3 protein-coding genes are annotated in these 26,498 nt (G+C 73.4%); all 3 read right to left on the reverse strand.

Going from position 1 to position 26,498, the window contains the following annotated elements; genetic code table 11:
- Nucleotides 1–287: 287 nt before the first annotated feature.
- Nucleotides 288–1,136, reverse strand: coding sequence for a metallophosphoesterase (locus tag MicB006_RS15180; protein WP_116506941.1), 849 nt, complete (start codon nucleotides 1,134–1,136; stop codon nucleotides 288–290).
- A 244-nt stretch (nucleotides 1,137–1,380) separates the two neighbouring features.
- A complete protein-coding gene (locus MicB006_RS15185; protein WP_116511451.1) occupies nucleotides 1,381–20,628 on the reverse strand; it encodes a type I polyketide synthase in 19,248 nt (6,415 codons plus the stop codon).
- A gap of 44 nt (nucleotides 20,629–20,672) precedes the next feature.
- The gene (locus MicB006_RS15190) at nucleotides 20,673–26,237 is read right to left on the reverse strand and encodes a type I polyketide synthase (RefSeq protein ID WP_116506943.1); all 5,565 of its coding nucleotides are present in this window, start codon (nucleotides 26,235–26,237) and stop codon (nucleotides 20,673–20,675) included.
- Nucleotides 26,238–26,498 lie beyond the last annotated feature (261 nt).

The raw sequence follows: 26,498 nt of genomic DNA on the forward strand, positions 1-26,498 counted from the left end.
CCGATTCGTTGACCACACCACCGCCGGCGGGCCGGCTTCGTGCACAGGTGGGTGCAGACGCGGCCGTTCGGCTCACGAACCCCACACCTGTTCCTGATTCCGGTCGTCGTGCCTGCTCAGGCGCCCGTCCCGCCGGACAGTCCCGCCGACACACGCCCGCCACCGTGACTGGACGGTACTGAGCGCCCAACACCCGCCCAACCCCTAGAGAACCCCTGATCGGCCGGCCCGCGGGCGGCGTCACGGCAGGCTCCGGGAGCGGCGGTGACCAGCGCCACGAGGGCCATTCAGGCGGCCGACGGCAGGATGCGGCGCAGCCGGCCGGGGGGCGTCGACCGGCGGCGCCACTCCCGCGGGTAACCGACCGAGACCTCTTCGAACCGGACCCCGTCGTACCAGGTGGTACGCGGGATGTGCAGGTGACCGTAGACGGCGACGCGGGCGTCGAAGCGGACGTGCCAGTCGGCCGTGGTCTCGGTGCCGCACCACTGGGCGAACTCCGGGTACCGCAGGATCCGGGTGGGCTCGCGCACGAGCGGGAAGTGGTTGACCAGGACGGTGGGCAGCCCGCCGCGCTCGGCGGTGAGCCGGCGCTCCGTCAGGGCCAGCCGCGCCCGGCACCAGGCGTCCCGCGTCGGGTACGGGTCCGGGTGCAGCAGGATCTCGTCGGTGCAGACCACGCCGACCTCATGGGCCCGTGCCAGGGCCTGCTCCTTCGTGTACGTCCCCGGGGGCCGGAAGGTGTAGTCGTAGAGCAGGAACAGCGGCGCGATCAGGACCGGGTCGTCGCCCTGCGGGTCCCAGACGGGGTACGGGTCCTCCGGGGTGATGACCCCGAGCCCTCGGCACAGTTGCACCAGGTGCTGGTAGCGCGCGTCCCCCCGCAGCTGGATCGGGTCCTCGCGGGGAGTCCACAGCTCGTGGTTGCCGGGGGCCCAGATGACCTTGGCGAAGCGGCGGCTGAGGAGTCCCAGCGCCCACTCGATGTCGCCGACGAACTCCCCGACGTCGCCGGCGACGACGAGCCAGTCGCCGTCGCGCTCCGGCCGCAGCCGCTCGACGATGGCCTTGTTCTCCGCGTGCACCACGTGCAGGTCGCTGATGGCGAGCAGTTGAGGCAAGCCGGATCCGGCCATGCGGACCTCCCGTCCATCCGGGGCACCGCACGCACCCACATCCGTACCGCTCGGCTGCCGGTGGGCAGGGCGAGACGGCCTGGCGTGCTCCGACCCTACGGAGCCGGGCCCGCACCGGCACACCCCTAGACGGGATACGTGGACCCCTAGGCAGCCGCGCCTGCCCGACGGTGCCGGTCAGGCGTCCGGCGCCGTCGGGTGTCCCTTTTCCGGCCCGTCCCGCCCGGGGTCGGGCAGTGTCCGCTCAGGACTTGCCGAACTCCCGCTGGATGATGTCGAAGAGCTCGTCCCGGCTGGCCGACTCCAACTCCTCTCCGGCGGCCGACGCCGGTGCGGTGGCGGCGGGTCGGCCCCGCCACCGGGTCAGCAGGTCCTCCAGCCGACCGACGACCGCGTCGTCGACCTGGTCGCCCGGCAGCCCGCCGAGGAGCTTGTCGAGGCGTTCGATCTCGGCCACGATCGGCAACGCCGGCTGCTCGGGCGCCAACTCGGCCCGCAGGTGACCGGCGAGCGCGTTCGGGGTGGGATGGTCGAAGACGAGGGTGGCGGGCAGTCCGATGCCCGTTGCGGCGGTCAGCCGGTTGCGCAGCTCGACGGCAGTGAGCGAGTCGAAGCCCAGTTCGAGGAAGCCGCGGGCGGGCCTGATCCCGCTCGGCGTGGCGTGTCCCAGCACCGCCGCGGCGGTGCCGCGGACCAGGTCGAGCAGGATGCGGTCGCGCTCCGACCCGGAGGCGGCGGCGAGCCGCTCGCGCAGCGCCGACGCCGCGCCGCGGTCCTCGCCCTTCGGCACCTCTTCGGCCTGTGCGGGCTGTGCTTCGGGGATGTCGGTGAACAGACGCGACGGACGCAACGCCGTGAACGACGGCACAAACCGATCCCACCGCACATCCGCCACCACCACCTGCCCCTCACCACCATCCAACGCCCGCTGCAACGCCGCCACCGCCAACTCCGGAGCCATCCCCGGCAAACCACGCCGACTCAACTGCTCCCCCGCCACCCCCACCGCCATACCCGCCTCAGCCCACGGCCCCCACGCCACCGACGTCCCCACCAACCCACGCCCACGCCGCGACACCACCAACCCATCCACAAACGCATTCGCCGCCGCATACCCCACCTGACCCGCAGAACCCCACACCCCCGCAATCGACGAAAACACCACAAACGCATCCAAATCCAAACCAGCAGTCAACTCATCCAACACCACCGCACCACCAACCTTCGCCCGCAACACCTCCTCCACCTCACCCACACCCACCTCACCCAACGGCGTCAACTGCGCCACACCAGCCGCATGCACCACCGCCCGCAACCGCTCACCCCGACCCACCAAATCCCCCAACAACCCCGCCACCGCACCACGATCCGCCACATCACAACCCACCACCGACACCCGCACACCCAAACCCTCCAACCGCCCCACCAACTCACCCACACCCGCCGCACCACCACCACGCCGACTCACCAACACCACATGCTCCGCACCCACACCCACCGCCCACAACGCCACCCGCGCACCCAACGCCCCCGTACCACCCGTCACCAACACCGTCCCCGACAACCGAAAACCACCACCCGCACCCGCACCCGCCGGAGAGCCCGCACGCACCAACCGCCGCACGAACACACCCGACGACCGCAACGCCACCTGATCCTCAACCCCCGACAACAACACCCCACACAACCGACCCCACACACCACCACCCAACACACCCGGCAAATCCACCAAACCACCCCACCGCAACGGCACCTCCAAACCCACCACCCGACCCAAACCCCACACCGCAGAACCCGCGACATCCGCCAGCTCGTCCGAGTCGCCGACCGACACCGCCCCGCGCGTCAGCCACCACAACCGGCCCGACCCACCGACGTCGGTCAGCGCCTGCACCACGGCCAGCGCCTTCGACACCTCGGCGGCGGCCGGAACCGGGGACGCCTCCCGCGGCTCGGCCAGCGACAGCAGGGACACCACGTGGGCGTCCCGGGCGTCGGAGCTCATCGCCTCCAGCAGCAGCCGCGCCACCCGGTCGCGGTCGGCGCCGGGCGGGATCAGCACCGGGACCGCCCGGTCGGCCCGGGCAGCCAGCGCCGCGGCCACCGGGTGGTCCTCCTGCCCGGGCGCCATCAGCAGCAGCCAGGTTCCCGCCAACGTCGTGGAGTCCGGCACGGTGGCCGTACGCCACGTCGCCCGGTACCGCCAGGAGTCGACGACCGCCCGCTGCTGCGTCGCCCGCCGCCACCGGGCGAGCTTGGGCAGCAGCGCCGTGGACGGCTCGTCCGCGCCCACGGCGAGATCCTCGCCCAGCACGCCGAGGTCCCCGGACTCGACCGCCGCCCAGAACTGCTCGTCGGACGGGGCGTCGGCCCGCTCCGGAGCCGAGCCGGGCTGGGGGTCCTCCAGCCAGTAGCGCTGCCGGTCGAAGGCGTAGGTGGGCAGTTCCACCGCGCGCGGCCGGGTGCCGGTCTGGCCGAGATACGCCGCCCAGTCGACGGCCACGCCGGCGGCCCAGAGCTGCCCGGCGGCACTGGTGAGGGTGGTGACGTCGGGCTGGCTGCGGCGCAGCGTGGCGACGTACCGCACATCGTCGGCGGTGTCCGCCTCGGCGGCCATGGCGGTGAGGACCGCGTCCGGGCCGATCTCCAGGAAGGTGTCCACCCCCTGCCCCCGCAACGCCGCCACACCGTCGGCGAAGCGCACCGGCTGCCGCACGTGCCGCACCCAGTAGCCGGGCTCGGTGATCTCTGCGGCGTCCGCGACCGCGCCGGTCACGTTCGACACGATCGGGATCCTCGGCACCCGCCAGTCCAGCCCCGCCACCACCGACGCGAACTCCTCCAGCATCGGATCCATCAACCGCGAATGGAACGCGTGACTGACCGCCAGTTCCTTGACCCGCCAACCCCGCTCACGGCAGGCCCCCACCACCACCGCAACCTCATTGGCGGCACCCGACACCACCACCGACGCCGGCCCATTCACCGCCGCCACGTCCACCGCCGCACCCGACGACGCGATCAGCTCGGCGACAGCCTCCTCCGACGCACCCACCGCCGCCATCACACCGCCAGCCGGCAACGCCTGCATCAGACGACCCCGCGCCGCCACCAAACTGCACGCATCCGCCAACGACAACATCCCCGACACGTACGCCGCCGTCACCTCACCGATCGAATGACCCGCCAGGTAGTCGGCCCGCACACCCCACGACGCGAGCAACTCCCACAACGCCACCTCGACCGCGAACAGACCAGCCTGGGCAAAGACGGTCTGATCCACCAGAGCCCCATCGGCGGTGCCCGGCTCGGCGAACACCACCTCGCGCAACGCACGCGGCAGGCGCGGATCAATCTCCGCGCACACCGCGTCGAACGACGCCGCGAACACCGGGATCGTCTCGTACAGCTCCCGACCCATACCCACGCGCTGCGAACCCTGACCCGTGAACAACACCGCCCGACGACCCGCCGACACCACACCCGACAACCGGCCCTCGGCCACCGCCGACAGACCCGCCGCCAGCTCGTCCACCGACGAACCCCACACCACCGCCCGATGCTCCAACGCAGCCCGCGACGTCACCAACGACCACGACACATCCACCGGCGACAGACCACGACCACGCACGAACGACGCCAACCGCCCGGCCTGACCCGACAGACCTCGCTCCGAACGACCCGACACCACCCACGGCACCGGCACCCCGACCGGTGCGACGGGCGCGACCGGTGCCGGAGCGGGCTCCGGCTCCGGCTGCTCGATGATCACGTGGGCGTTCGTGCCGGAGATCCCGAACGACGACACACCCGCACGCCGAGGACGCTCCACGCCCGGCCACTCACGGGACTCGGTCACCAACTCCACCGCACCCGACGACCAATCCACATGCGACGACGGCACATCCACGTGCAACGACGCCGGCACCACACCATGCCGCATCGCCAAGATTATCTTGATGACGCCCGCCACCCCGGCAGCGGCCTGCGTGTGACCGATGTTCGACTTCACCGAGCCGAGCAACAGCGGCACATCCCGGCCCTGCCCGTACGTCGCCAACAAAGCCTGCGCCTCGATCGGATCACCCAACGACGTGCCCGTACCGTGCGCCTCCACCACATCCACATCGGCCGCCGACAAACCCGCACTCGCGAGGGCCTGCCGGATCACCCGCTGCTGGGAGGGGCCGTTCGGCGCCGTCAACCCGTTCGACGCACCGTCCTGATTCACCGCCGAACCGCGCACCACCGCCAGAACCCGACGCCCGTCACGCCGCGCATCCGACAACCGCTGCACCACGAGCACCCCGACGCCCTCGGACCAGCCCGTGCCGTCCGCGGCGTCCGAGAACGACTTGCAGCGGCCGTCGGCGGACAGGCCGCCCTGGATCGAGAACTCGGCGAACGTGCCCGGTGAGGCCATCACGGTGACGCCGCCGGCCAGCGCGAGGTCGCACTCGCCGGACCGCAGCGCCTGCGCCGCCAGGTGCAACGCCACAAGCGACGAGGAACACGCCGTGTCCACAGTCACGGCCGGGCCCTCGAAACCGAACGAGTACGCCACCCGGCCCGACAACACGCTTGTCGCGTTGCCGGTGAGCAGGTGGCCGCCGACCTCCTGGGCCCGACCGACCGACCCGCTGGCGTACCCCTGGAAGCTGGCCCCGGCGAAGACGCCGACCGCGCCGCCCCGCAGGGTGGTCGGGTCGATGCCCGCCGACTCGACGGCCTCCCACGAGGTCTCCAGCAGCAGCCGCTGCTGCGGGTCCATGGCGAGGGCCTCCCGCGGCGAGATGCCGAAGAACTCGGCGTCGAACTCGCCGGCGTCGTAGACGAAGCCGCCCCTGCGGGCGAAGGACGTGTCGGACAGGCCGCTGCTGAGGAAGCTGTCCCAGCCCCGGTCGAGGGGGAACTCGGAGATGCCGTCGCGTCCCGTGGCGAGCAGTTGCCACAGTTCTTCCGGGGACGCGACGCCACCCGGGAGGCGGCAGCCCATGCCGACGATCACGATCGGGTCGTCGTCGACGGTGGCGACCCTGCGGGCGGCCGGCGCGTCGCCCGATGCTCCGAGCACGGTCTCCTGGATGAAGGCGACCAGGGCGGCCGGCGTCGGGTGGTCGAAGACGAGGGTGGAGGGCAACGCGAGGCCGGTTTCGGCGGTCAGCCGGTTGCGCAGCTCGACTGCGGTGAGCGAGTCGAAGCCGAGACGCTGGAACGCCCGGTCCGGCCGCACCGCCTCCACGGTGGCGTGGCCGAGCACCGTGGCGACCTGGGAGCGTACGAGGTCCAGGAGGGACGCCTCGACCTCCGGCGGCGTCAGGGCCGCGAGCCGCTCGCGCAGTGCGGAGGCCCGGTCGGTGGGGCCGGTCTCGGCTCGGGACGCCGCCTCGATCGCCGCCTGTGCTTCGGGGATGTCGGTGAACAGACGCGACGGACGCAACGCCGTGAACGACGGCACAAACCGATCCCACCGCACATCCGCCACCACCACCTGCCCCTCACCACCATCCAACGCCCGCTGCAACGCCGCCACCGCCAACTCCGGAGCCATCCCCGGCAAACCACGCCGACTCAACTGCTCCCCCGCCACCCCCACCGCCATACCCGCCTCAGCCCACGGCCCCCACGCCACCGACGTCCCCACCAACCCACGCCCACGCCGCGACACCACCAACCCATCCACAAACGCATTCGCCGCCGCATACCCCACCTGACCCGCAGAACCCCACACCCCCGCAATCGACGAAAACACCACAAACGCATCCAAATCCAAACCAGCAGTCAACTCATCCAACACCACCGCACCACCAACCTTCGCCCGCAACACCTCCTCCACCTCACCCACACCCACCTCACCCAACGGCGTCAACTGCGCCACACCAGCCGCATGCACCACCGCCCGCAACCGCTCACCCCGACCCACCAAATCCCCCAACAACCCCGCCACCGCACCACGATCCGCCACATCACAACCCACCACCGACACCCGCACACCCAAACCCTCCAACCGCCCCACCAACTCACCCACACCCGCCGCACCACCACCACGCCGACTCACCAACACCACATGCTCCGCACCCACACCCACCGCCCACAACGCCACCCGCGCACCCAACGCCCCCGTACCACCCGTCACCAACACCGTCCCCGACAACCGAAAACCACCACCCGCACCCGCACCCGCCGGAGAGCCCGCACGCACCAACCGCCGCACGAACACACCCGACGACCGCAACGCCACCTGATCCTCAACCCCCGACAACAACACCCCACACAACCGACCCCACACACCACCACCCAACACACCCGGCAAATCCACCAAACCACCCCACCGCAACGGCACCTCCAAACCCACCACCCGACCCAAACCCCACACCGCAGAACCGTCCAGGTCGGTCAGAGGCTCGGAGTCGTCCACGGAGACGGCACCGCTGGTCAACCACCACAGCCGACCCTCGACCTCAGTGACTGCAAGCGCCTGCGCGACCGCCAGTGCCTCGACGACACCGGCGCCGGCCAGCGACATCAGCGAGATCATCCCGGCGACCGGTCCTGCGGCCGCCGAGGCGGCGGACAGCCGACGCGCGATCTCGTCCCGGTCCAGCGCGTCCAGCACCACCGGCACCACCTCGGCGCCCCGCTCCGCCAGCCCGGCCAGCAACGGGTGGTCCTCCTGGCCGGGGACCATCAGCACCAGCCACGAGCCGGTCAGGTCCTCGTTCCCGGTCACGTCCTGGCGCCGCCACACCACGCGGTAGCGCCAGGAGTCCACCGTCGACCGCTGCTGTGCGGCCCGCCGCCACTGCGCGAGCTTCGGCAGGACCGCGCTGAACGGTTCGTCCGCGCCGACGCCCAGCTCGCCGCCGACCAGGTCGGGGTCGCCGGACTCCACGGCCGCCCAGAACCGCCCGTCGAGAGCTTCGCCGTGCACGTCCCGGCGGGCCGCGGGCGCCGCCTCGGGCCAGTACCAGGTGTGGTCGAAGGCGTACGTGGGCAGGTCGACCACCCCCGGCCGGGCACCGGTCTGACCGTGGTAGGCAGCCCAGTCGACCGGCACACCCGCCACCCACAACTGCCCCAACGCCGACGTCAACACGCCGACCTCCGGCTGATCCCGCCGCGACGCCGGAACCCGCCGCACCCCGGCATCAGCGACGATCTCTGCCACCATCGCCGTCAACGTCGCATCCGGGCCGATCTCCAGGAAGGTGTCCACCCCCTGTGCCCGCAACGCCGCCACACCGTCGGCGAACCGCACGGGCTGCCGCACATGCCGCACCCAGTACTCCGGATCCACCAACTCCAGCGGCTCCGCGACCGCGCCGGTCACGTTCGACACGATCGGCACCCGCGGCACCCGCCAGTCCAGCCCCGCCACCACCGACGCGAACTCGTCCAGCATCGGATCCATCAACCGCGAATGGAACGCGTGACTGACCGCCAGTTCCTTGACCCGCCAACCCCGCTCACGGCACGCCGCCACCACCACCGCAACCTCATTGGCGGCACCCGACACCACCACCGACGCCGGACCATTCACCGCCGCCACATCCACACCCGCACCCGACGACGCGATCAGCTCGGTGACAGCCTCCTCCGACGCGCCGACCGCCGCCATCACACCGCCAGCCGGCAACGCCTGCATCAGACGACCCCGCGCCGCCACCAACGTGCACGCATCCGACAGCGACAACATCCCGGACACGTACGCGGCCGTCACCTCACCGATCGAATGACCCGCCAGGAAATCAGCCCGCACACCCCACGACGACAACAACTCCCACAACGCCACCTCCACCGCGAACAACCCCGCCTGGGCAAAGACGGTCTGATCCACCAGGGCAGCCTCATCCGACCCCGCCTGCGCGAACACCACACCCCGCAACGCACGCGGCAACAAGCCATCGAACCGGACGCACACCTCGTCGAACGACGCCGCGAACACCGGAAACGCCTCGTACAGCTCCCGACCCATACCCACGCGCTGCGAACCCTGACCCGTGAACAACACCGCCCGACGACCCGCCGACACCACACCCGACAACCGGCCCTCGGCCACCGCCGACAGACCCGCCGCCAGCTCGTCCACCGACGAACCCCACACCACCGCCCGATGCTCCAACGCAGCCCGCGACGTCACCAACGACCACGACACATCCACCGGCGACAGACCACGACCACGCACGAACGACGCCAACCGCCCCGCCTGACCCGACAGACCCCGCTCCGAACGCCCCGACACCACCCACGGCACCGGCAAAGCCACGGAAGCGCCCCCGGCAGACGCCGGGGCAGACTCCGGCTCCGCCGCGACCTCGGGGACGGCCTCGGGCTCCGGCTGCTCCAAAATCACGTGCGCGTTCGTCCCCGAAATACCGAACGACGACACACCCGCACGCCGAGGACGCTCCACGCCCGGCCACTCACGCGAGGCCGTCACCAGCTCGACCGCACCCGACGACCAGTCCACATGCGACGACGGCACATCCACATGCAACGACGCCGGCACCACACCATGCCGCATCGCCAAGACCATCTTGATGACACCCGCCACCCCGGCAGCCGCCTGCGTATGACCGATGTTCGACTTCACCGAGCCGAGCAACAACGGCACATCCCGACCCTGCCCGTACGTCGCCAACAAAGCCTGCGCCTCGATCGGATCACCCAACGACGTGCCCGTGCCGTGCGCCTCCACCACATCCACATCACCCACGCCCAGCCGGGCGTTGGCGAGCGCCTGCCGAATCACCCGCTGCTGCGACGGACCATTCGGCGCCGTCAAACCATTCGACGCACCATCCTGATTCACCGCCGAACCCCGCACCACCGCCAGAACCCGACGCCCGTCACGCCGCGCATCCGACAACCGCTGCACCACCAGCACCCCGACACCCTCGCCCCACGCGGTGCCGTCCGCAGACTCGGCGAAGGCCTTGCAGCGGCCGTCCGCCGACAGCCCACCCTGGCGGGAGAACTCGATGAAGGCGCCCGGGGTGGACATCACCGTGACGCCGCCGGCCAGCGCGAGGTCGCACTCGCCGGACCGCAGCGCCTGCGCCGCCAGGTGCAACGCCACAAGCGACGACGAACACGCCGTGTCCACAGTCACCGCCGGGCCCTCGAAACCGAACGAGTACGCCACCCGACCCGACAGCACGCTCGCGGAGGCACCCGTCGCGCCGTACCCGGCGAGCGACTCACCGGCCTCGCGTACGACGGTCTCGTAGTCCTGGCCGTTGGTGCCGGCGAACACCCCGACGCGGCTGCCGCGCAGCGCGAGGGGTTCGATCCGGGCGTCTTCGAACGCCTCCCAGGAGACCTCCAGCAGCAGCCGCTGCTGCGGGTCCATGGCGAGCGCCTCGCGCGGCGATATGCCGAAGAACTCCGCGTCGAAGCCGCCCGCGTCGGCCAGGAACGCCCCGCGCGAGACGTAGGAGTCGGTGCCGGCCAGCGACTCCAGGTCCCAGTGCCGGTTGGTCGGGAAGTCCGACATCGCGTCGGCACCGGCCGTCAGCAGGTCCCAGAGCCCCTCCGGGGACTCGGCTCCGGCCGGGAAACGGCAGCCCATGCCGACGATGACGATCGGGTCGTCCCCCACGAAGGGGCCGGTGGCGGCGGGGACGGGCAGCGCCTGCCCGCCGAGCAGCCCGGCGTGGATGTGGCCGGCCAGAGCCGCCGAGTTCGGGTAGTCGAAGGCGAGCGTGGTCGGCAGCGCGAGGCCGGTCGCCGCGTCGAGCCGGTTGCGCAGCTCGACAGCCGCCAGCGAGGTGAAGCCGAGATCCTGGAACGCCCGGTCCGGCGCCACCCGCTCGACGGACTCGTGGCCGAGCACGGCGGCGACCTCGGCGCGTACCAGCTCACCGAGGACGCGCAACTGCTCCGTGCCGGGCATTCCCGACAGACGCAGGCGCAGGTCGGCCGCCGGCACTGGGGCGTCGGCGGGCACCGCCGCGCCGGCGTCGGCCAGCAGGTCGCGGACCAGCGGGTGGGCGCGCCGAGGACCGGTGGCGGCCACCCGGGCCCAGTCGATGTCGGCCACGACGAGGTACGTCTCGTCGCGGTCCAGCGCCCGGTTGAAGGCGCGCACGGCTGTCTCCGGCGCCATCGCGCCGAAACCGGTACGGCTGAGCCGCTGCTCGAAGTCGCCCGCGCTCACCCCGCCGTCGGCCCACAGGCCCCAGGCGAGCGAGGTCGCCGGCAGCCCCTCCGCGCGACGGCGCTGCGCCAGGGCGTCGAGGAACGCGTTGCCCGGCGCATACGTGGCCTGGCCGGCGGCGCCCATGAGGCCGGCGAGGGAGGAGAAGAGGACGAAGGCGGAGAGGTCGCTGCCCCGGGTCAGCTCGTCCAGGTTGCGCGCGGCGTCGACCTTCGCCCGCAGGGCGTTGGCCAGCTGGTCGACACTCACGGCGTCGACGACGTTGTCGTCGAGGGCCGCGGCGGTGTGCACGACCGCGCTCAGCGGAAGCTCGGCGGGGATCGAGTCGAGCAGCGTCGCGAGCGCGGCCCGGTCGGCCACGTCGCAGGACGCGAGGGTGACCCGGGTGCCGAGCCCGGCGAGTTCCTCGGCGAGGGCGGTCGCGCCGGGCGCCTCGCCACCCCGCCGGCTGACCAGGAGGAGGTGTTCGGCTCCTTCGGCGGCCAGCGCGCGGGCGACGTGTCCCCCGAGTGCCCCGGTGCCGCCGGTGATCAGCACCGTGCCGCGCGGCGTCCAGGAACCGCGCGCACCGGTGTCGCCGTACGTCGCACGAACGAGCCGGCGGGCGTGGCCGCCGGTGCCGCGCAGGGCGATCTCGTCCTCCCGGCCGGTGCCGGCGATCAGCGTCCGGAGCATGCGCACGACGCCCTGGTCGGGCTGCTCGGGGAGGTCGACGAGCCCGCCCCACCGGTGCGGGTGCTCGGCGCGCAGCACGCTGCCGAAGCCCCACGCCATGGCCTGCACGGGGTCGACGTGCCGGTCGCGGGATCCGACGGAGACCGCGCCGCGGGTGGCGATCCAGAGCCGGGCGGTGATCCCGGCGTCGCCGAGGGCCTGCGCGAGCGCGACCGTGCCGGCGAGGCCCGTCGGCACGGAGGCGGCCCCGGCGTACGGCCGGGTGTCGAGGGCCAGCAGGGAGAGTACGGGCAGCACGTCCCCGTCGCGGCCGGTCGACGCCTCGGCGAGGTCGTGGGCGAGGCGCTTGCGGTCGCACGTGGCGTCGACCTCGACGATCCGCCCGCCGGCGGCGCCGAGGGCGGCGGCCCAGTCCGTCACGGCCGCGTCGGCGTCGGCCGGTACGACGAGCAGGAAGTCGGTCGCCTCGGCGCGGGCGGCGTCGCCCGTGAGCGGCTGCCAGGCCACCCGGTAGCGCCAGGAGTCGAGGGCCGCCTCGGCGTCCCGGCGGCGTCGCCAGGTGGACAGCGCCGGCAGCACGTCCGCGAGGGGGGCGTCGGCGTCGACGGCCAGGCTCTCGGCGAGGGTCGTCAGGTCCTCCGCCTCGATCGCCCGCCAGAAGTCCTCGTCGGCGGCGGTACGCCGGGCTGCGGGGGGACGGTAGGAGCGCGTCGTCGCGTTGATCCAGTAGCGCCGGTGGTCGAAGGCGTACGTGGGCAGGTCGACCACACCCGGCCGGGCGCCGGTCTGACCGTGGTAGGCAGCCCAGTCGACCGGCACACCCGCCACCCACAACTGCCCCAACGCCGCCGTCACCGCAGCGAGCTCCGACTGGTCCCGCCGCGACGCCGGAACCCGTCGCACCCCGGCATCCGCGACGATCTCCGCCACCATCGCCGTCAACGTCGCGTCCGGGCCGACCTCCAGGAAGGTGTCCACCCCCTGTGCCCGCAGCGCCGCCACACTGTCGGCGAACCGCACCGGCTGCCGCACATGCCGCACCCAGTAGCCGGGCTCAGTGATCTCTGCGGCGTCCGCCACCGCGCCGGTCACGTTCGACACCACCGGCACCCGCGGCACCCGCCAGTCGAGCCCCGCCACCACCGACGCGAACTCCTCCAACATCGGCTCCATCAACCGCGAATGGAACGCGTGACTCACCGCCAGTTCCTTGACCCGCCAACCCCGCTCACGGCAGGCCCCCACCACCGAAGCGACCTCGTCAGCCGCACCCGACACCACCACCGACGCCGGACCATTCACCGCCGCCACATCCACTCCGGCACCCGCAGCGTCGATGACCTCCCGCACATCAGCCTCAGACGCACCCACCGCCGCCATCACCCCACCAGCCGGCAACGCCTGCATCAACCGACCCCGCGCCGCCACCAGGGAACAGGCGTCCGCCAACGACAACATCCCCGCCACGTACGCCGCCGTCACCTCACCGATCGAATGACCCGCCAGGAAATCAGCCCGCACACCCCACGACGACAACAACTCCCACAACGCCACCTCCACCGCGAACAACCCCGCCTGGGCAAAGACGGTCTGATCCACCAGGGCAGCCTCATCCGACCCCGCCTGCGCGAACACCACACCCCGCAACGCACGCGGCAACAAACCATCGAACCGGACGCACACCTCGTCGAACGACGCCGCGAACACCGGGAACGTCTCATACAACTCCCGGCCCATACCCACACGCTGCGAGCCCTGACCCGTGAACAACACCGCCCGACGACCCGCCGACACCACACCCGCAGACCGGCCCTCGGCCACCGCCGCGAGGCCCGCCGCCAGCTCGTCCACGTCCGAGCCCCACACCACCGCCCGATGCTCCAACGCAGCCCGGGTCGTCGCCAACGACCACGACACGTCCACCGGCGCAAGGCCGGACCGTTCCCGCACGAACGACGCCAACCGCCCGGCCTGACCCGACAGACCCCGCTCCGAACGCCCCGACACCACCCACGGCACCGGCAAAGCCACGGGCGCGGCAGACGCCGCGGCGTGCTCCGGCTCCGCCTGTTCGATGATCACGTGGGCGTTCGTGCCGGAGATCCCGAACGACGACACGGCAGCCCTGCGTGCGCGGCCCGCACCCGGCCACTCGCGCGCCTGGGTCACCAGCTCCACGGCGCCCGACGACCAGTCCACATGCGACGACGGCGCATCCACGTGCAAGGTCGCCGGCACCATCCCATGCCGCATCGCCAAGACCATCTTGATGACGCCCGCCACCCCGGCAGCGGCCTGCGTGTGACCGATGTTCGACTTCACCGACCCCAGCAGCAGCGCGTCCCGGTCGTCGCGGTCCTGCCCGTACGTGGCGAGCAGCGCCTGGGCCTCGATGGGGTCGCCCAGCGTCGTGCCCGTGCCGTGCGCCTCCACGACGTCGACGTCGGCGACGCCCAGCCGGGCGTTCGCGAGGGCCTGGCGGATCACCCGCTGCTGCGACGGACCGTTCGGCGCCGTCAACCCGTTCGACGCGCCGTCCTGGTTGACGGCTGTGCCCCGCACGACCGCGAGGACCCGGCGCCCGTCACGCCGCGCGTCCGACAGCCGCTGCACCAGCAGCACACCGACGCCCTCGGACCAGCCCGTGCCGTCCGCCGCGTCGGAGAACGACTTGCACCGGCCGTCGGGGGCCATGCCCCGCTGGCGGGAGAAGTCGATGAACGTCTCGGGTGTCGCCATCACCGTGACGCCGCCGGCCAGCGCCAGGTCACACTCCCCCGACCTCAGCGCCTGCACCGCCAGGTGCAACGCCACAAGCGACGACGAACACGCCGTGTCCACAGTCACCGCCGGGCCCTCGAAACCGAACGAGTACGCCACCCGACCCGACAACACGCTGCTGGCCGTGCCGACGCCGAGGTAGCCGTCGAGGGTCTCGGGGACGTCGGCCAGCCCTGCGGCGTGGTTGTGGTACATCATGCCGGCGAACACGCCGACGGGCCGGCCACGCAGCGCAAGCGGGTCGATCCGGGCGTCCTCGATGGCCTCCCACGAGGTCTCCAGCAGCAGCCGCTGCTGCGGGTCCATGGCGAGGGCCTCGTGCGGCGAGATCTTGAACAGGTCGGCGTCGAAGTCGGCGGCGTCGGCCAGGAAGCCGCCCTCGCGGGCGTAGCTGCTGCCCCGGCGCGCGCCGGACGGGTCGTACAGGTCGTCGACGTCCCAGCCGCGGTCGGCGGGGAAGCCGGTGATGCCGTCGCCACCGGAGACGAGGAGGTCCCACAGTTGCTCGGGGCTGCGTACGCCGCCGGGGTAGCGGCAGCTCATGCCGACGATCGCGATCGGCTCGTCGAGCGCCGCGACGGCGGCGACCGGAGCCGCCCGGGTGCCGGCGTCCGTTCCGGTCTCGGCGTCCAGGTGGTCGGCGAGGGCGAGCGGGGTCGGGTGGTCGAAGACCAGCGTCGCGGGCAGGCGCAGGCCGGTGACCGCGCCCAGCCGGTTGCGCAGTTCGACGGCGGTGAGCGAGTCGAAACCGAGCTCGGTGAACGGACGCCCGGCCTCGACGGCGGCGGCGTCGGCGTACCCCAGGACCGTCGCGACCTGGTCGAGGACGAGCCGCAGCAGGGCCGCGGCGCGCTCCTCGCGGTCGAGGCCGGCGAGCCGCCCGGTCAGCGCGGCGGTCTCCGCCGGGCCGGACCGCGCGGCGCGGCGCCGGGGCGCCCGGACCAGGCCGCGCAGGACCGACGGCAGGGTGCCCGCCTCGGCCTGGGCGCGCAGCGCCGGCCCGTCCAACGCCATCGGCACCGTCGCGGGCAGGCCGGTGAGCAGAGCGGCGTCGAGGAGCGCGAGGCCGTCCGCCTCGGGAAGCGGCCGTACGCCGGCCCGGGCCAGCCGGTCGGTGTCGGCGCGGTCGAGGCCGGCGGTCATGCCGCCGCCCGACTCCGCCCACGGGCCCCAGGCCAGCGAGTGCGCCGGCAGGCCCGCGGCCCGCCGCCGGTGGGCGAGCGCGTCCAGGAAGGCGTTGGCCGCCGCGTAGTTGGCCTGGCCGGGGCTGCCCGTCACGCCCGCCGCCGAGGAGTACGTGACGAAGAGTGCGAGGCGGCTGGCGGCGGTCAGCTCGTGCAGGTTCGCGGCGGCGTCCACCTTCGGCCGCAGCACGTCGCCGAGGGTCTCGGGGGTGAGCGAGGTCAGGGTGCGGTCGGCCAGCACGCCGGCGGTGTGCACCACGCCGGTCAGCGGGTGCGCCGGGTCGATCCGGTCCAGCAGCGCGGCGAGGGCGGCCCGGTCGGCGGCGTCGCACGCCTCGACCGTCGCGGTGGCCCCCAGGCCGGCGAGGGCGGCGACCAGGTCGGCTGCGCCGTCCGCGTCGGCGCCGCGCCGGCTGGTCAGCAGCAGGTGCCGGGCCCCGTACCGGGTGACCAGGTGGCGGGCGGTCAGCGCGCCGAGGGCACCGGTGCCGCCGGTGACCAGCACCGTGCCCTCCGGGTCCAGCGCCGGCGCCGGCGCGTCGGGTTCCGGGGCGGCGACGAGCCGGGGCACGCGGAGCGCCCCGTCGCGTACCGCCGCCTGCGGCTCGTCGGCCGACAGCAGGCCGGCGAGGACGGCCGCGCAGTTCTCCTCGTCGTCGACGTCGACGACGAGGAAGCGGCCGGGGTGCTCGGCCTGGGCGGAGCGGAGCAGGCCCCACACGGCGGCGCCGGCCAGGTCGGTGACCTCCGCGTCGTCGTCCACGGCGACGGCGCCGCCGGTGAGGACCACCAGCCGGGAGTCGCCGGTGTGCGGCTCGGCGGCGAGCCAGCCCTGGAGCACGGCGAGGACCTCGGCGAGCAGGTCGTGGACGGCGCCGGGGCCGGTCGCGCCGGCCACCGGGTACAGCACGGCGTCGGGTACCCCGGCGTCGCGGAGCGCGTCGAGGTCGGCGTACCGGGCGGCGGGCGGGCCGGACGGCAGCGGGGCGGGACGTTCGCCGAGCACCGCCCAGGTCGTGCCGTCGGCGGCGCCCCCGGCGACGGGGTGCCGGAGCCAGTCGAGGCGGAACAGCGAGCGCCGCCACGCGGACCCGCCGGCGGTGAGCTCCCCCGCCGGCACGGGCCGCAGCACCAGGGAGCCGACCCGGGCGACCGGCGCCCCGGTGGCGTCGGCGACCAGCATGGACACCGTGTCCGGACCGGTGGGGGTCAACCGTACCCGCAGCGTGTCGGCGCCGTGGGCGGACAGCGTCACGTCGGACCAGGCGAACGGCATCCGGGCCTCGCCGGGGTCGACGATGCCCAGCCCGACCGCCTGCACGGCGGCATCGAGCAACGCCGGGTGCAGCCCGTACCCACCGGCGTCGCCGGCCGCCGGATCGGGCAGCGCCACCTCGGCGTACACGTCCGCGCCGACGCGCCAGGCGGCACGCAGCCCGGAGAAGGCCGGGCCGTACGCGAAGCCGGCCCGTGCCGCCCGCCCGGCCAGCTCCGACACGTCCAGGGAGGTGGCGTCGCTCGGCGGCCACTGCGCCGGCGCGCCCGTGTCCTCATCCGGCTCCTCGGTGAGCAGGCCGGTGGCGTGCCGTACCCAGATGTCGTCGGTGCCGGCGCGACGGGCGTGGACGGTGAGCTGCCACGCTCCGCCGCCGGTGCGTTCGGCGGCGACCTGCACGTCGACGCCGCCGGTCTCGGGCAGCACCAGCGGCGCCTGGAGGGTCAGCTCGGCGAGCCGTTCGGCGCCGACCTCCGCGCCGGCCCGCATCGCCAGCTCCACGAACCCGGTGCCGGGCAGGAGCACGACGTCGCGCAGGGCGTGCTCGGCCAGCCAGGGCTGGGTCTCCACGGACAACCTGCCGGTGAGCGTCACCTCGTCGCCGTCGGCCGAGCGGAACACCGCGCCGAGCAGCGGGTGGCCGGTCGGGGTCAGCCCGGCGGCGGTCACGTCGGCGGGCTGCGGCAGGGGCAGCAACCAGTAGCGTTCGCGCTGGAACGCGTACGTGGGCAGGTCGACCGGCACGGGCGGGCCGGCGAACAGGGCCGCCCAGTTCACCGGCACGCCCCTGGCCCACACGGTGGCCGCGGCGGCCAGGGCGGTCGTCGCCTCGTCGTGCTCGGCGCGCAGCACGGGGGCGCAGACCGCCTGGTCCGCGCCGACCATCTCCTGGGTGAGCGCGCAGAGCACTCCGCCCGGGCCCACCTCGACGTACGCGCCGACACCCAGCTCACGCAGCGAGGTCACGGCGGCGTCGAAGCGGACCGTGTCGCGGACGTTGCGCAGCCAGTACGCCGGGGAGCACACCTCGTCGGGGTCGAGCACCGCTCCGGTCACGGTGGAGACCACGGGGATGCGGGGCGCGGCGAAGGTCAGTTGCCCGAGCACGTCGCCGAACGCGTCGAGCATCGGGTCCATGCGGGCGGAGTGGAACGCGTGGCTGACCCGCAGCCGCCTGGTGCTGCGGCCGAGGGCTGCGAAGTGTGCGGCGACCGCCAGCACGGCGTCCTCGTCGCCGGAGACGACGACGGACTCCGGGCCGTTGACGGCGGCCAGCCCGGCGCCGGGCGTCCCGCCGACGGTGGCCAGGTGCGCGCGGACCTCCGCCTCGGTGGCGCGGATCGACACCATGGCGCCACCGGTGGGCAGCGCCTGCATCAGGGTGCCCCGGGCGGCCACCAGGCGGGCGGCGTCGGGCGCCGACAGCACGCCGGCGATGTGCGCGGCGGCCACCTCGCCGACCGAGTGCCCGGCCACGAAGTCCGGCACGACACCCCAGGACTCGACGAGCCGGTAGGCGGCGACCTCGACGGCGAAGAGCGCCGCCTGGGCGTACCCGGTGCGGTCGAGCACGTCGGCGGGGCCGTCGAGCACGCCGCGCAGCGGCCGGTCGAGGTGCCTGTCCAGCTCCGCGCAGGCGGCGTCGAAGGCGTCGGCGAAGGCCGGGAAGGCTGCGTACAACCGCTGGCCCATGCCGACGCGCTGGGCGCCCTGGCCGGTGCAGAGCACGGCGACGCGGGTGGGACTGGCGACCCCGCGCCGCACGGACGCGGCCGGAACCCCGTCGGCCAGCGCGCCGAGCCCGGCGAGCAGTTCGTCCCGGTCGGCGCCGAGCAGCACCGCCCGGTGTTCCAGGACGGACCGGCCGGTGGCCAGGGCCCGGCCCACGGCGGCCGGCGCGGCGTCGGGGTGCTCGGCGAGCCAGGAGCGCAGCCGGTCGGCCTGGGCGCCGAGCGCTGCGGCGCTGCGCGCGGAGACGACCCATGGCAGCGGGTCGGGGCCGGTGACGGCATCGGTGGCCGGCTGCGGCGCGGGCGGGGCGGCCTCGACGATGACGTGGGCGTTGGTGCCGCTGACACCGAACGAGGAGACGCCCGCGCGCATGGGCCTCGTCGCGCGCGGCCACGGGCGCGGCTCGCGGAGCAGGCTCACCGCGCCGGCCGACCAGTCGACGTGCGGGGACGGCTCGTCGACGTGCAGGGTGCGCGGCAGGACGCCGTGACGCATCGCCATGACCATCTTGATGACGCCGGCGACGCCGGCCGCGGCCTGGGTGTGCCCGAGGTTCGACTTGATCGACCCGAGCCACAGGGGCTGGTCGTCGGCCCGGTCCCGGCCGTAGGTGGCGAGCAGGGCCTGCGCCTCGATGGGGTCGCCGAGGCGGGTGCCGGTGCCGTGGGCCTCGACGGCGTCCACGTCGGCCGGGGCGAGCCGGGCGTTGGCGAGGGCCTGGCGGATCACGCGTTGCTGCGACGGGCCGTGCGGCGCGGTGAGGCCGTTGGAGGCGCCGTCGGAGTTGACCGCGCTGCCGCGCACCACGGCGAGCACCCGGTGGCCGTTGCGCCGCGCGTCGGAGAGCCGCTCCAGCAGCAGCAGCCCGGCGCCCTCGCTCCAGCCGGTGCCGTCGGCGGTGGCCGCGAAGGACTTGCACCGCCCGTCCGGGGACAGGCCACGCTGGCGGCTGAAGCCGACGAACGTGTCGGGGCTGGACATGACGGTGACGCCGCCGGCCAGCGCGAGTGTGCACTCGCCGGAACGCAGGGCCTGGACGGCGAGGTGCAGCGCCACCAGTGAGGACGAGCAGGCGGTGTCGACGGTGACGGCCGGGCCCTCGAAGCCGAACGTGTACGCGATCCGGCCGGAGACGACGCTGCCGTGGTTGCCCGTGCCGACGAACGCCTCGACCTCCTGCGGCACGCCGTTGAGCCGGGAGACGTAGTCGTGGTACATGACGCCGGTGAAGACGCCGGTGCGGCTGCCCTTGAGCGAGTCCGCGGCGATGCCGGCCCGCTCGACCGTCTCCCAGGCGACCTCCAGCAGGAGGCGCTGCTGCGGGTCCATGGCCAGCGCCTCGCGGGGCGAGATGCCGAAGAAGCCGCCGTCGAACTCGCCGGCGTCGTGCAGGAAGCCGCCCTCGCGGGTGTACGACTTGCCGTGCGCGTCCGGGTCGGGGTCGTAGAGGCTCTCCACGTCCCAGCCCCGGTCCGCCGGGAAGGGTGTGACGGCGTCGACGCCGGACTCGACCAGCCGCCACAGCGCCTCCGGAGTCCGCACCCCGCCCGGGTAGCGGCAGCCCATCGCCACGATCGCGACCGGCTCGTGGTTCTGCTCGTCGACGGCCCGCAGGCGCTCGCTGGTCTCGTGCAGGTCAGCGGTGACGCGCTTGAGGTACTCGCGGAGCTTGGCTTCGTTCGCCATCGGGTTGATCACCTGTCGCTAAGGGGCAAGCGGCGGACTCGTGGTCAGGATCGGCCGAACTTCTGGTCGATGAAGTCGAACAGCTCGTCGTCCGAGGCGTCGTCGAGGGCCTGGCCGACGTCGTCGGTCCGGTCGGTGGTGTCGCTCCACCGGGTGACCAGCGCCCGGAGGCGGACCGCCACGGCGGTACGCGTCTCGTCGTCGGCGGCCAGCCGCTCCATCTCCTCCGGCGCGGTCGCGGCGAACGCGGCCTCCAGCCGGTCCAGCTCGGCGAGCAGGCCCGGTTCGGGCTTCGGCGGGGCGGCGTCGACCAGCAGGAAGTCGGCGAGGGCCGCGGGCGTGGGGCAGTCGAAGATGAGGCTCGCCGGCAGCCGGATGCCGGTCAGGGCGGTCAGCCGGTTGCGCAGCTCCACGGCGGTCAGCGAGTCGAAGCCGAGGCCGGTGAACGTCTGCCCGGACGGCACGACGGTGGCCGGCGGGTAGCCGAGCACCTCGATGACCTGCGCCTTGACGAGGTCCTCCACCAGCCGGCCGCGTTCGGCCTCGGGCGTGCCGGCGAGGCGCTGCGCGAAGGACGGGCCGCCGTCGCCGCCGCCCTCGACGACGCGCCGCCGGGCCCGGACCAGGCCGCGCAGCGGCGCCGGGAGCTGGCCGGCGTCGGCCTGGCGGCGCAGCGCGGCGAGGTCGAGCAGCGCCGGCACCAGGTGGGGGCGTCCACCGTGCAGGCTGGCGTCGAAGAGGCGCAACGCCTGGGCGGTGCCGAGCGGGCTGAGGCCGTTGCGGCTCATCCGCTGCCGCTGGGCGGCGTCGAGTGCGCCCGTCATCCCGCTGTCCGCGGCCCAGAGGCCCCAGGACAGGGACGTGGCGGCGAGGCCGCAGGCGTGCCGGTGCCCGGCGAGGCCGTCGAGGAACGCGTTCGCGGCGGCGTAGTTGCCCTGCCCGGGGCCGCCGAGGACACCGGCGACCGACGAGAAGAGGACGAACATCGCCAGCGGCCGCGATCGGGTCAGCTCGTGCAGGTGCCAGGCGGCGTCGGCCTTGGCGGAGAGAACGGCTGACAGCCGGCCGGGGGTCAGCGCCGAGATCACCGTGTCGTCGAGGACACCGGCCGCGTGCACCACGCCGGTGAGCGGGTGCTCGGCGGGAACGTCGGCCAGCACCGCGGCCAAGCGGTCCCGATCCGCCACGTCGGCGGCGACCAGGCGGGCCTGCGCACCCAGCGCGGTCAGCTCGGCGAGCAGCTCCGCCGCGCCGGGGGCGTCGGTTCCGCGGCGGCTGACCAGCAGCAGGTGGCGCACCTTGTGCGTACTGACCAGGTGCCGGGCCAGCAGGCCGCCGAGGGCGCCGGTCGCCCCGGTGACCAGGACCGTCCCGTCGGGGTCGAGGGCGGCGGCCGGCGCCGGGGCGAGGACGGCTGGCGCGAGCCGGGGCGTCAGCACCTGCTCGTCCCGGACCGCCAGTTGGGGTTCGCCGGTGGCGACCGCACGGGCCACCAGGTCCACAGTGCAGGACTCCGGCTGCCGCGCCTCGTCGAGGTCCACGAGCACGAAGCGGTCGGGGTGCTCCGCCTGAGCCGAGCGCAGCAGGCCCCAGACCGCCGCGCCGGGCAGGTCGCCCGTACGACAGGTGTCGCCGGCGGCGACGGCCCCGCGGGTCAGCACGACCAGCCGCCGCTCCGCCAGCCGGTCGTCGGCGAGCCAGCCCTGGACGGCGGCCAGCACCGCCGTGAGCCGGCTCCGCGTCGCGGCGGGAACCGGGGCGTCCTCGTCGTCGGCGTACGCGGCGAGCAGCACCAGTTCCGGGTCGATCCGGCCGGAGTCGACCGCCTCCGCCAGCTCGGCGAGCCTGTACCTGGCGATCTCGGACAGGTCGGACGGCGCGTCGCCGAGGAGCACCACCCGGACGGTCGCCGGGGTACCCGGCCGCACGCTCTGCCAGTTGACGGCGTACAGCGGGTCGGCTGCGGAGTCACCGCCGCGCACCTGGTCGGCGGTGACGGGGCGGGAGACCAGGGAGTCGATCCGGGCGACGGGGGCGCCGGCCGGGTCGGTCAGGGTCAGGGTCACGCCGCCGCCGCTGCGCCGGGCGCGTACCCGCAGCGCGGTCGCGCCGACCGCCGAGAGGGTGACGCCGGTCCAGGCGAAGGGCAGGCGTACGCCGGAGGCATCCTCCGCGTCGGAGTCGAGCAGGCCGACGACGTGCAGCGCAGCGTCCAGCAGGGCGGGATGCAGGCCGAAGCCGGCGACCTCGGTGCCGTCGGGCACCGCCACCTCGGCGCACACCTCGTCGCCGGTGCGCCAGACGGCGCGCAGGCCACGGAAGAGAGGGCCGTATTCGACGCCCAGACGGGACAGCTCGGTGTAGATCCCGTCGACCGCGACGGCGGTGGCGGCGCTGGGCGGCCACGGCGCCGGATCGGACCGGTCGGGCTGCGGTACGGCGGGGGCGAGGACGCCCGCCGCGTGGCGGTCCCACTCGCCGTCCGGGTCGGCGGCGGCGCGGGAGTGGATGGTGACCGTCCGGCGACCGTCCTCGTCCGCCGCGCCCAGTTTCACCTGCACCGCCCGGGTGCCGTCCTCGGCGAGCGCCAGCGGGGCCTGGAGGGTCAGCTCGTCGAGGGTGTCGCAGCCGACCTGCGCGCCCGTGTGCAGGACCATGTCGACCAGGGCGGCGCCGGGCACCACCACCGAGTCCCAGACGACGTGTTCGGCGAGCCACGGGTGTGTCAGTACGGAGAGTTCGGTGCCGAAGACCCGTACGTCGTCGTCGGCGACGCGTACGGCGGCGCCGAGCAGCGCGTGGTCGACGGGGCGGGCACCGAGCCCGGGCACCGTCTCGACCCCCGCGCTGGCGTTGAGCCAGTAGCGCTGCTGGTCGAAGGCGTACGTGGGCAGGGCGATGGCGCGGGGGCGTGCCTCGGCTGCCCGCTCGGGGCCGGCCCCGTCGAGGGCGGCGAGGTATCCGGTCCAGTCGACGTGGTCGCCGGTGACGTACCGCTCGGCGAGGGCGGTGCGCAGCGTGTCGGCCTCGGAGTGCCCGGCGCGCATCGTGGCGGTGAACCGGACTTCGCCGGTCGCCTCGACGCAGTCCTGCGCCATGGCGGTGAGTACGGCGTCGGGGCCGACCTCCAGGAACTGGGTGACGTCCTGCTGGTGGAGGGTGCGCACCGCGTCGGCGAACCGTACCGGCTGGCGCACGTGCCGCACCCAGTAGCCGGGTTCGGTGATCTCTGCGGCGTCCGCGACCGCGCCGGTCACGTTCGACACGATCGGGATCCTCGGCACCCGCCAGTCCAGCCCCGCCACCACCGACGCGAACTCCTCCAGCATCGGATCCATCAACCGCGAATGGAACGCGTGACTGACCGCCAGTTCCTTGACCCGCCAACCCCGCTCACGGCACGCCGCCACCACCACCGCAACCTCATTGGCGGCACCCGACACCACCACCGACGCCGGACCATTCACCGCCGCCACATCCACACCCGCGCCACTCGACGCGATCAGCTCGGTGACAAACCCCTCCGCCGCACCCACCGCCGCCATCACACCGCCAGCCGGCAACGCCTGCATCAACCGGCCCCGCGCCGCCACCAGGGAACAGGCGTCCGCCAACGACAACATCCCCGCCACGTACGCCGCCGTCACCTCACCGATCGAATGACCCGCCACAAAATCCGCCCGCACACCCCACGACGCGAGCAACTCCCACAACGCCACCTCCACCGCAAACAACCCCGCCTGCGCGAACACCGTCTGATCCACCAGGGCGGCCTCACCCGAACCCGCCTCGGCGAACACGACCTCCCGCAACGCCCGCGGCAACAAACCATCAAAACGGGCGCACACCCCATCGAAGGCCTGCGCGAACACCGGGAACGTCTCGTACAACTCCCGGCCCATGCCCACGCGCTGCGAACCCTGACCCGTGAACAACACCGCCCGACGACCCGCCGACACCACACCCGACAACCGGCCCTCGGCCACCGCCGACAGACCCGCCGCCAGCTCGTCCACCGACGAACCCCACACCACCGCCCGATGCTCCAACGCAGCCCGCGACGTCACCAACGACCACGACACATCCGCCACCGCAAGGCCGGACCGTTCCCGCACGAACGACGCCAACCGCAACGCCTGACCCACCAGAGCCCGCTCCGAACGCCCCGACACCACCCACGGCACCGGCACACCCACCGGCACGGCGACGGGCTCGGGATCGGCTTCGGCCTCCGGCTGCTCCAGGATCACGTGCGCGTTCGTCCCCGAGATGCCGAACGACGACACACCCGCCCGCCGAGGGCGCTCCACGCCCGGCCACTCACGGGACTCGGTCACCAACTCCACCGCACCCGACGACCAATCCACATGCGACGACGGCACATCCACGTGCAACGACGCCGGCACCACACCATGCCGCATCGCCAAGATCATCTTGATGACGCCCGCCACCCCCGCAGCGGCCTGCGTATGACCGATGTTCGACTTCACCGAGCCGAGCAACAGCGGCACATCCCGACCCTGCCCGTACGTCGCCAGCAAAGCCTGCGCCTCGATCGGATCACCCAACGTCGTGCCCGTGCCGTGCGCCTCCACCACATCCACATCACCCACGCCCAGCCGGGCGTTGGCGAGCGCCTGCCGAATCACCCGCTGCTGCGACGGACCATTCGGCGCCGTCAAACCATTCGACGCACCATCCTGATTCACCGCCGAACCCCGCACCACCGCCAAGACCCGACGCCCGTCGCGCCGCGCATCCGACAAGCGCTGCACCAGCAGCACACCGACCCCCTCGGCGAGCGCCGTGCCGTCCGCCGCATCGGCGAACGCCCGGCACCGGGCCACCGGGGACAGGTTGCCCTGCCGGGTGAAGTCGACGAACACCGCGGGAGTGGGCATCACCGTCACGCCGCCGGCCAGCGCGAGATCGCACTCCCCCGACCGCAGGGCCTGCACCGCCAGGTGCAACGCCACAAGCGACGACGAACACGCCGTGTCCACAGTCACCGCCGGGCCCTCGAACCCGAACGAGTACGCCACCCGACCCGAGGCGATGCTGCCCGCGTTGCCGAGACCGAGGTAGTCCTCCACGCCCGCCGGCGGGGTCTCCGGCGGGTGGGCGTACCCGCTGTGGGTCATGCCGGCGAAGACCCCGACCCGGGCGCCCTTCAGGCTTGTGGGGTCGATCCCCGCCGTCTCGACGGCCTCCCACGAGGTCTGCAGCAGCAGCCGCTGCTGCGGGTCCATCGCGAGGGCCTCGCGCGGCGAGACCCCGAACAGCCGAGGGTCGAACTCGGCGGCGTCGGCCACGAATCCGCCCTCACGGACCGAGGAGGTGCCCGGCCGGGACCGCTCCGGGTCGTAGAGCGCGTCGAGATCCCAGCCGCGGTCGGTGGGGAAGGAGGCGATCGCGTCACCGCCGGACGCGACGAGATCCCACAGTTCCTCGGCGGTGCGCACCCCGCCGGGGAACCGGCAGCCGATGCCGACGATCGCGATGGGCTGCTGCGCGTCGGCCTCGACGTCCCGGAGCCGTTGCCGGGTCCGCCGCAGGTCGGCGGTGACTCTCTTCAGGTACTCCCGGAGCTTCTCTTCGGTGTCCATCAACCCAGCCCATCGCGATTCACGGCGGAGACTCGACGTAAGCGACGGTACGAATGCGCAGAAGTCTCAGGCGACACCTGTATCTGTCGTTCGGCTCGCTCGGCCGAGAGCCACGCAGATCCCCATCTGCCGGGAGAAGTTATTGGTTGCGCGCGAGCGCGGACAACCCCTAACCAGGCAACCGACCAGCTAGGGGTGTCCGGTCCCGACCCGTCGCACTAGCGTCGCCTCGACCGGGTCCGCGCCGATCCGGTCGGCAACCGC

The organism is Micromonospora sp. B006, from assembly GCF_003408515.1.
GTDB classification, from domain to species: Bacteria; Actinomycetota; Actinomycetes; order Mycobacteriales; family Micromonosporaceae; genus Micromonospora; species Micromonospora echinospora_A.

Bases quoted from the DNA above. Each gene is read 5' to 3' on its own strand.
- MicB006_RS15180 (WP_116506941.1), bottom strand. From the start codon at position 1,136: ATGGCCGGATCCGGCTTGCCTCAACTGCTCGCCATCAGCGACCTGCAC.
- MicB006_RS15185 (WP_116511451.1), bottom strand. From the start codon at position 20,628: ATGGCGAACGAAGCCAAGCTCCGCGAGTACCTCAAGCGCGTCACCGCT.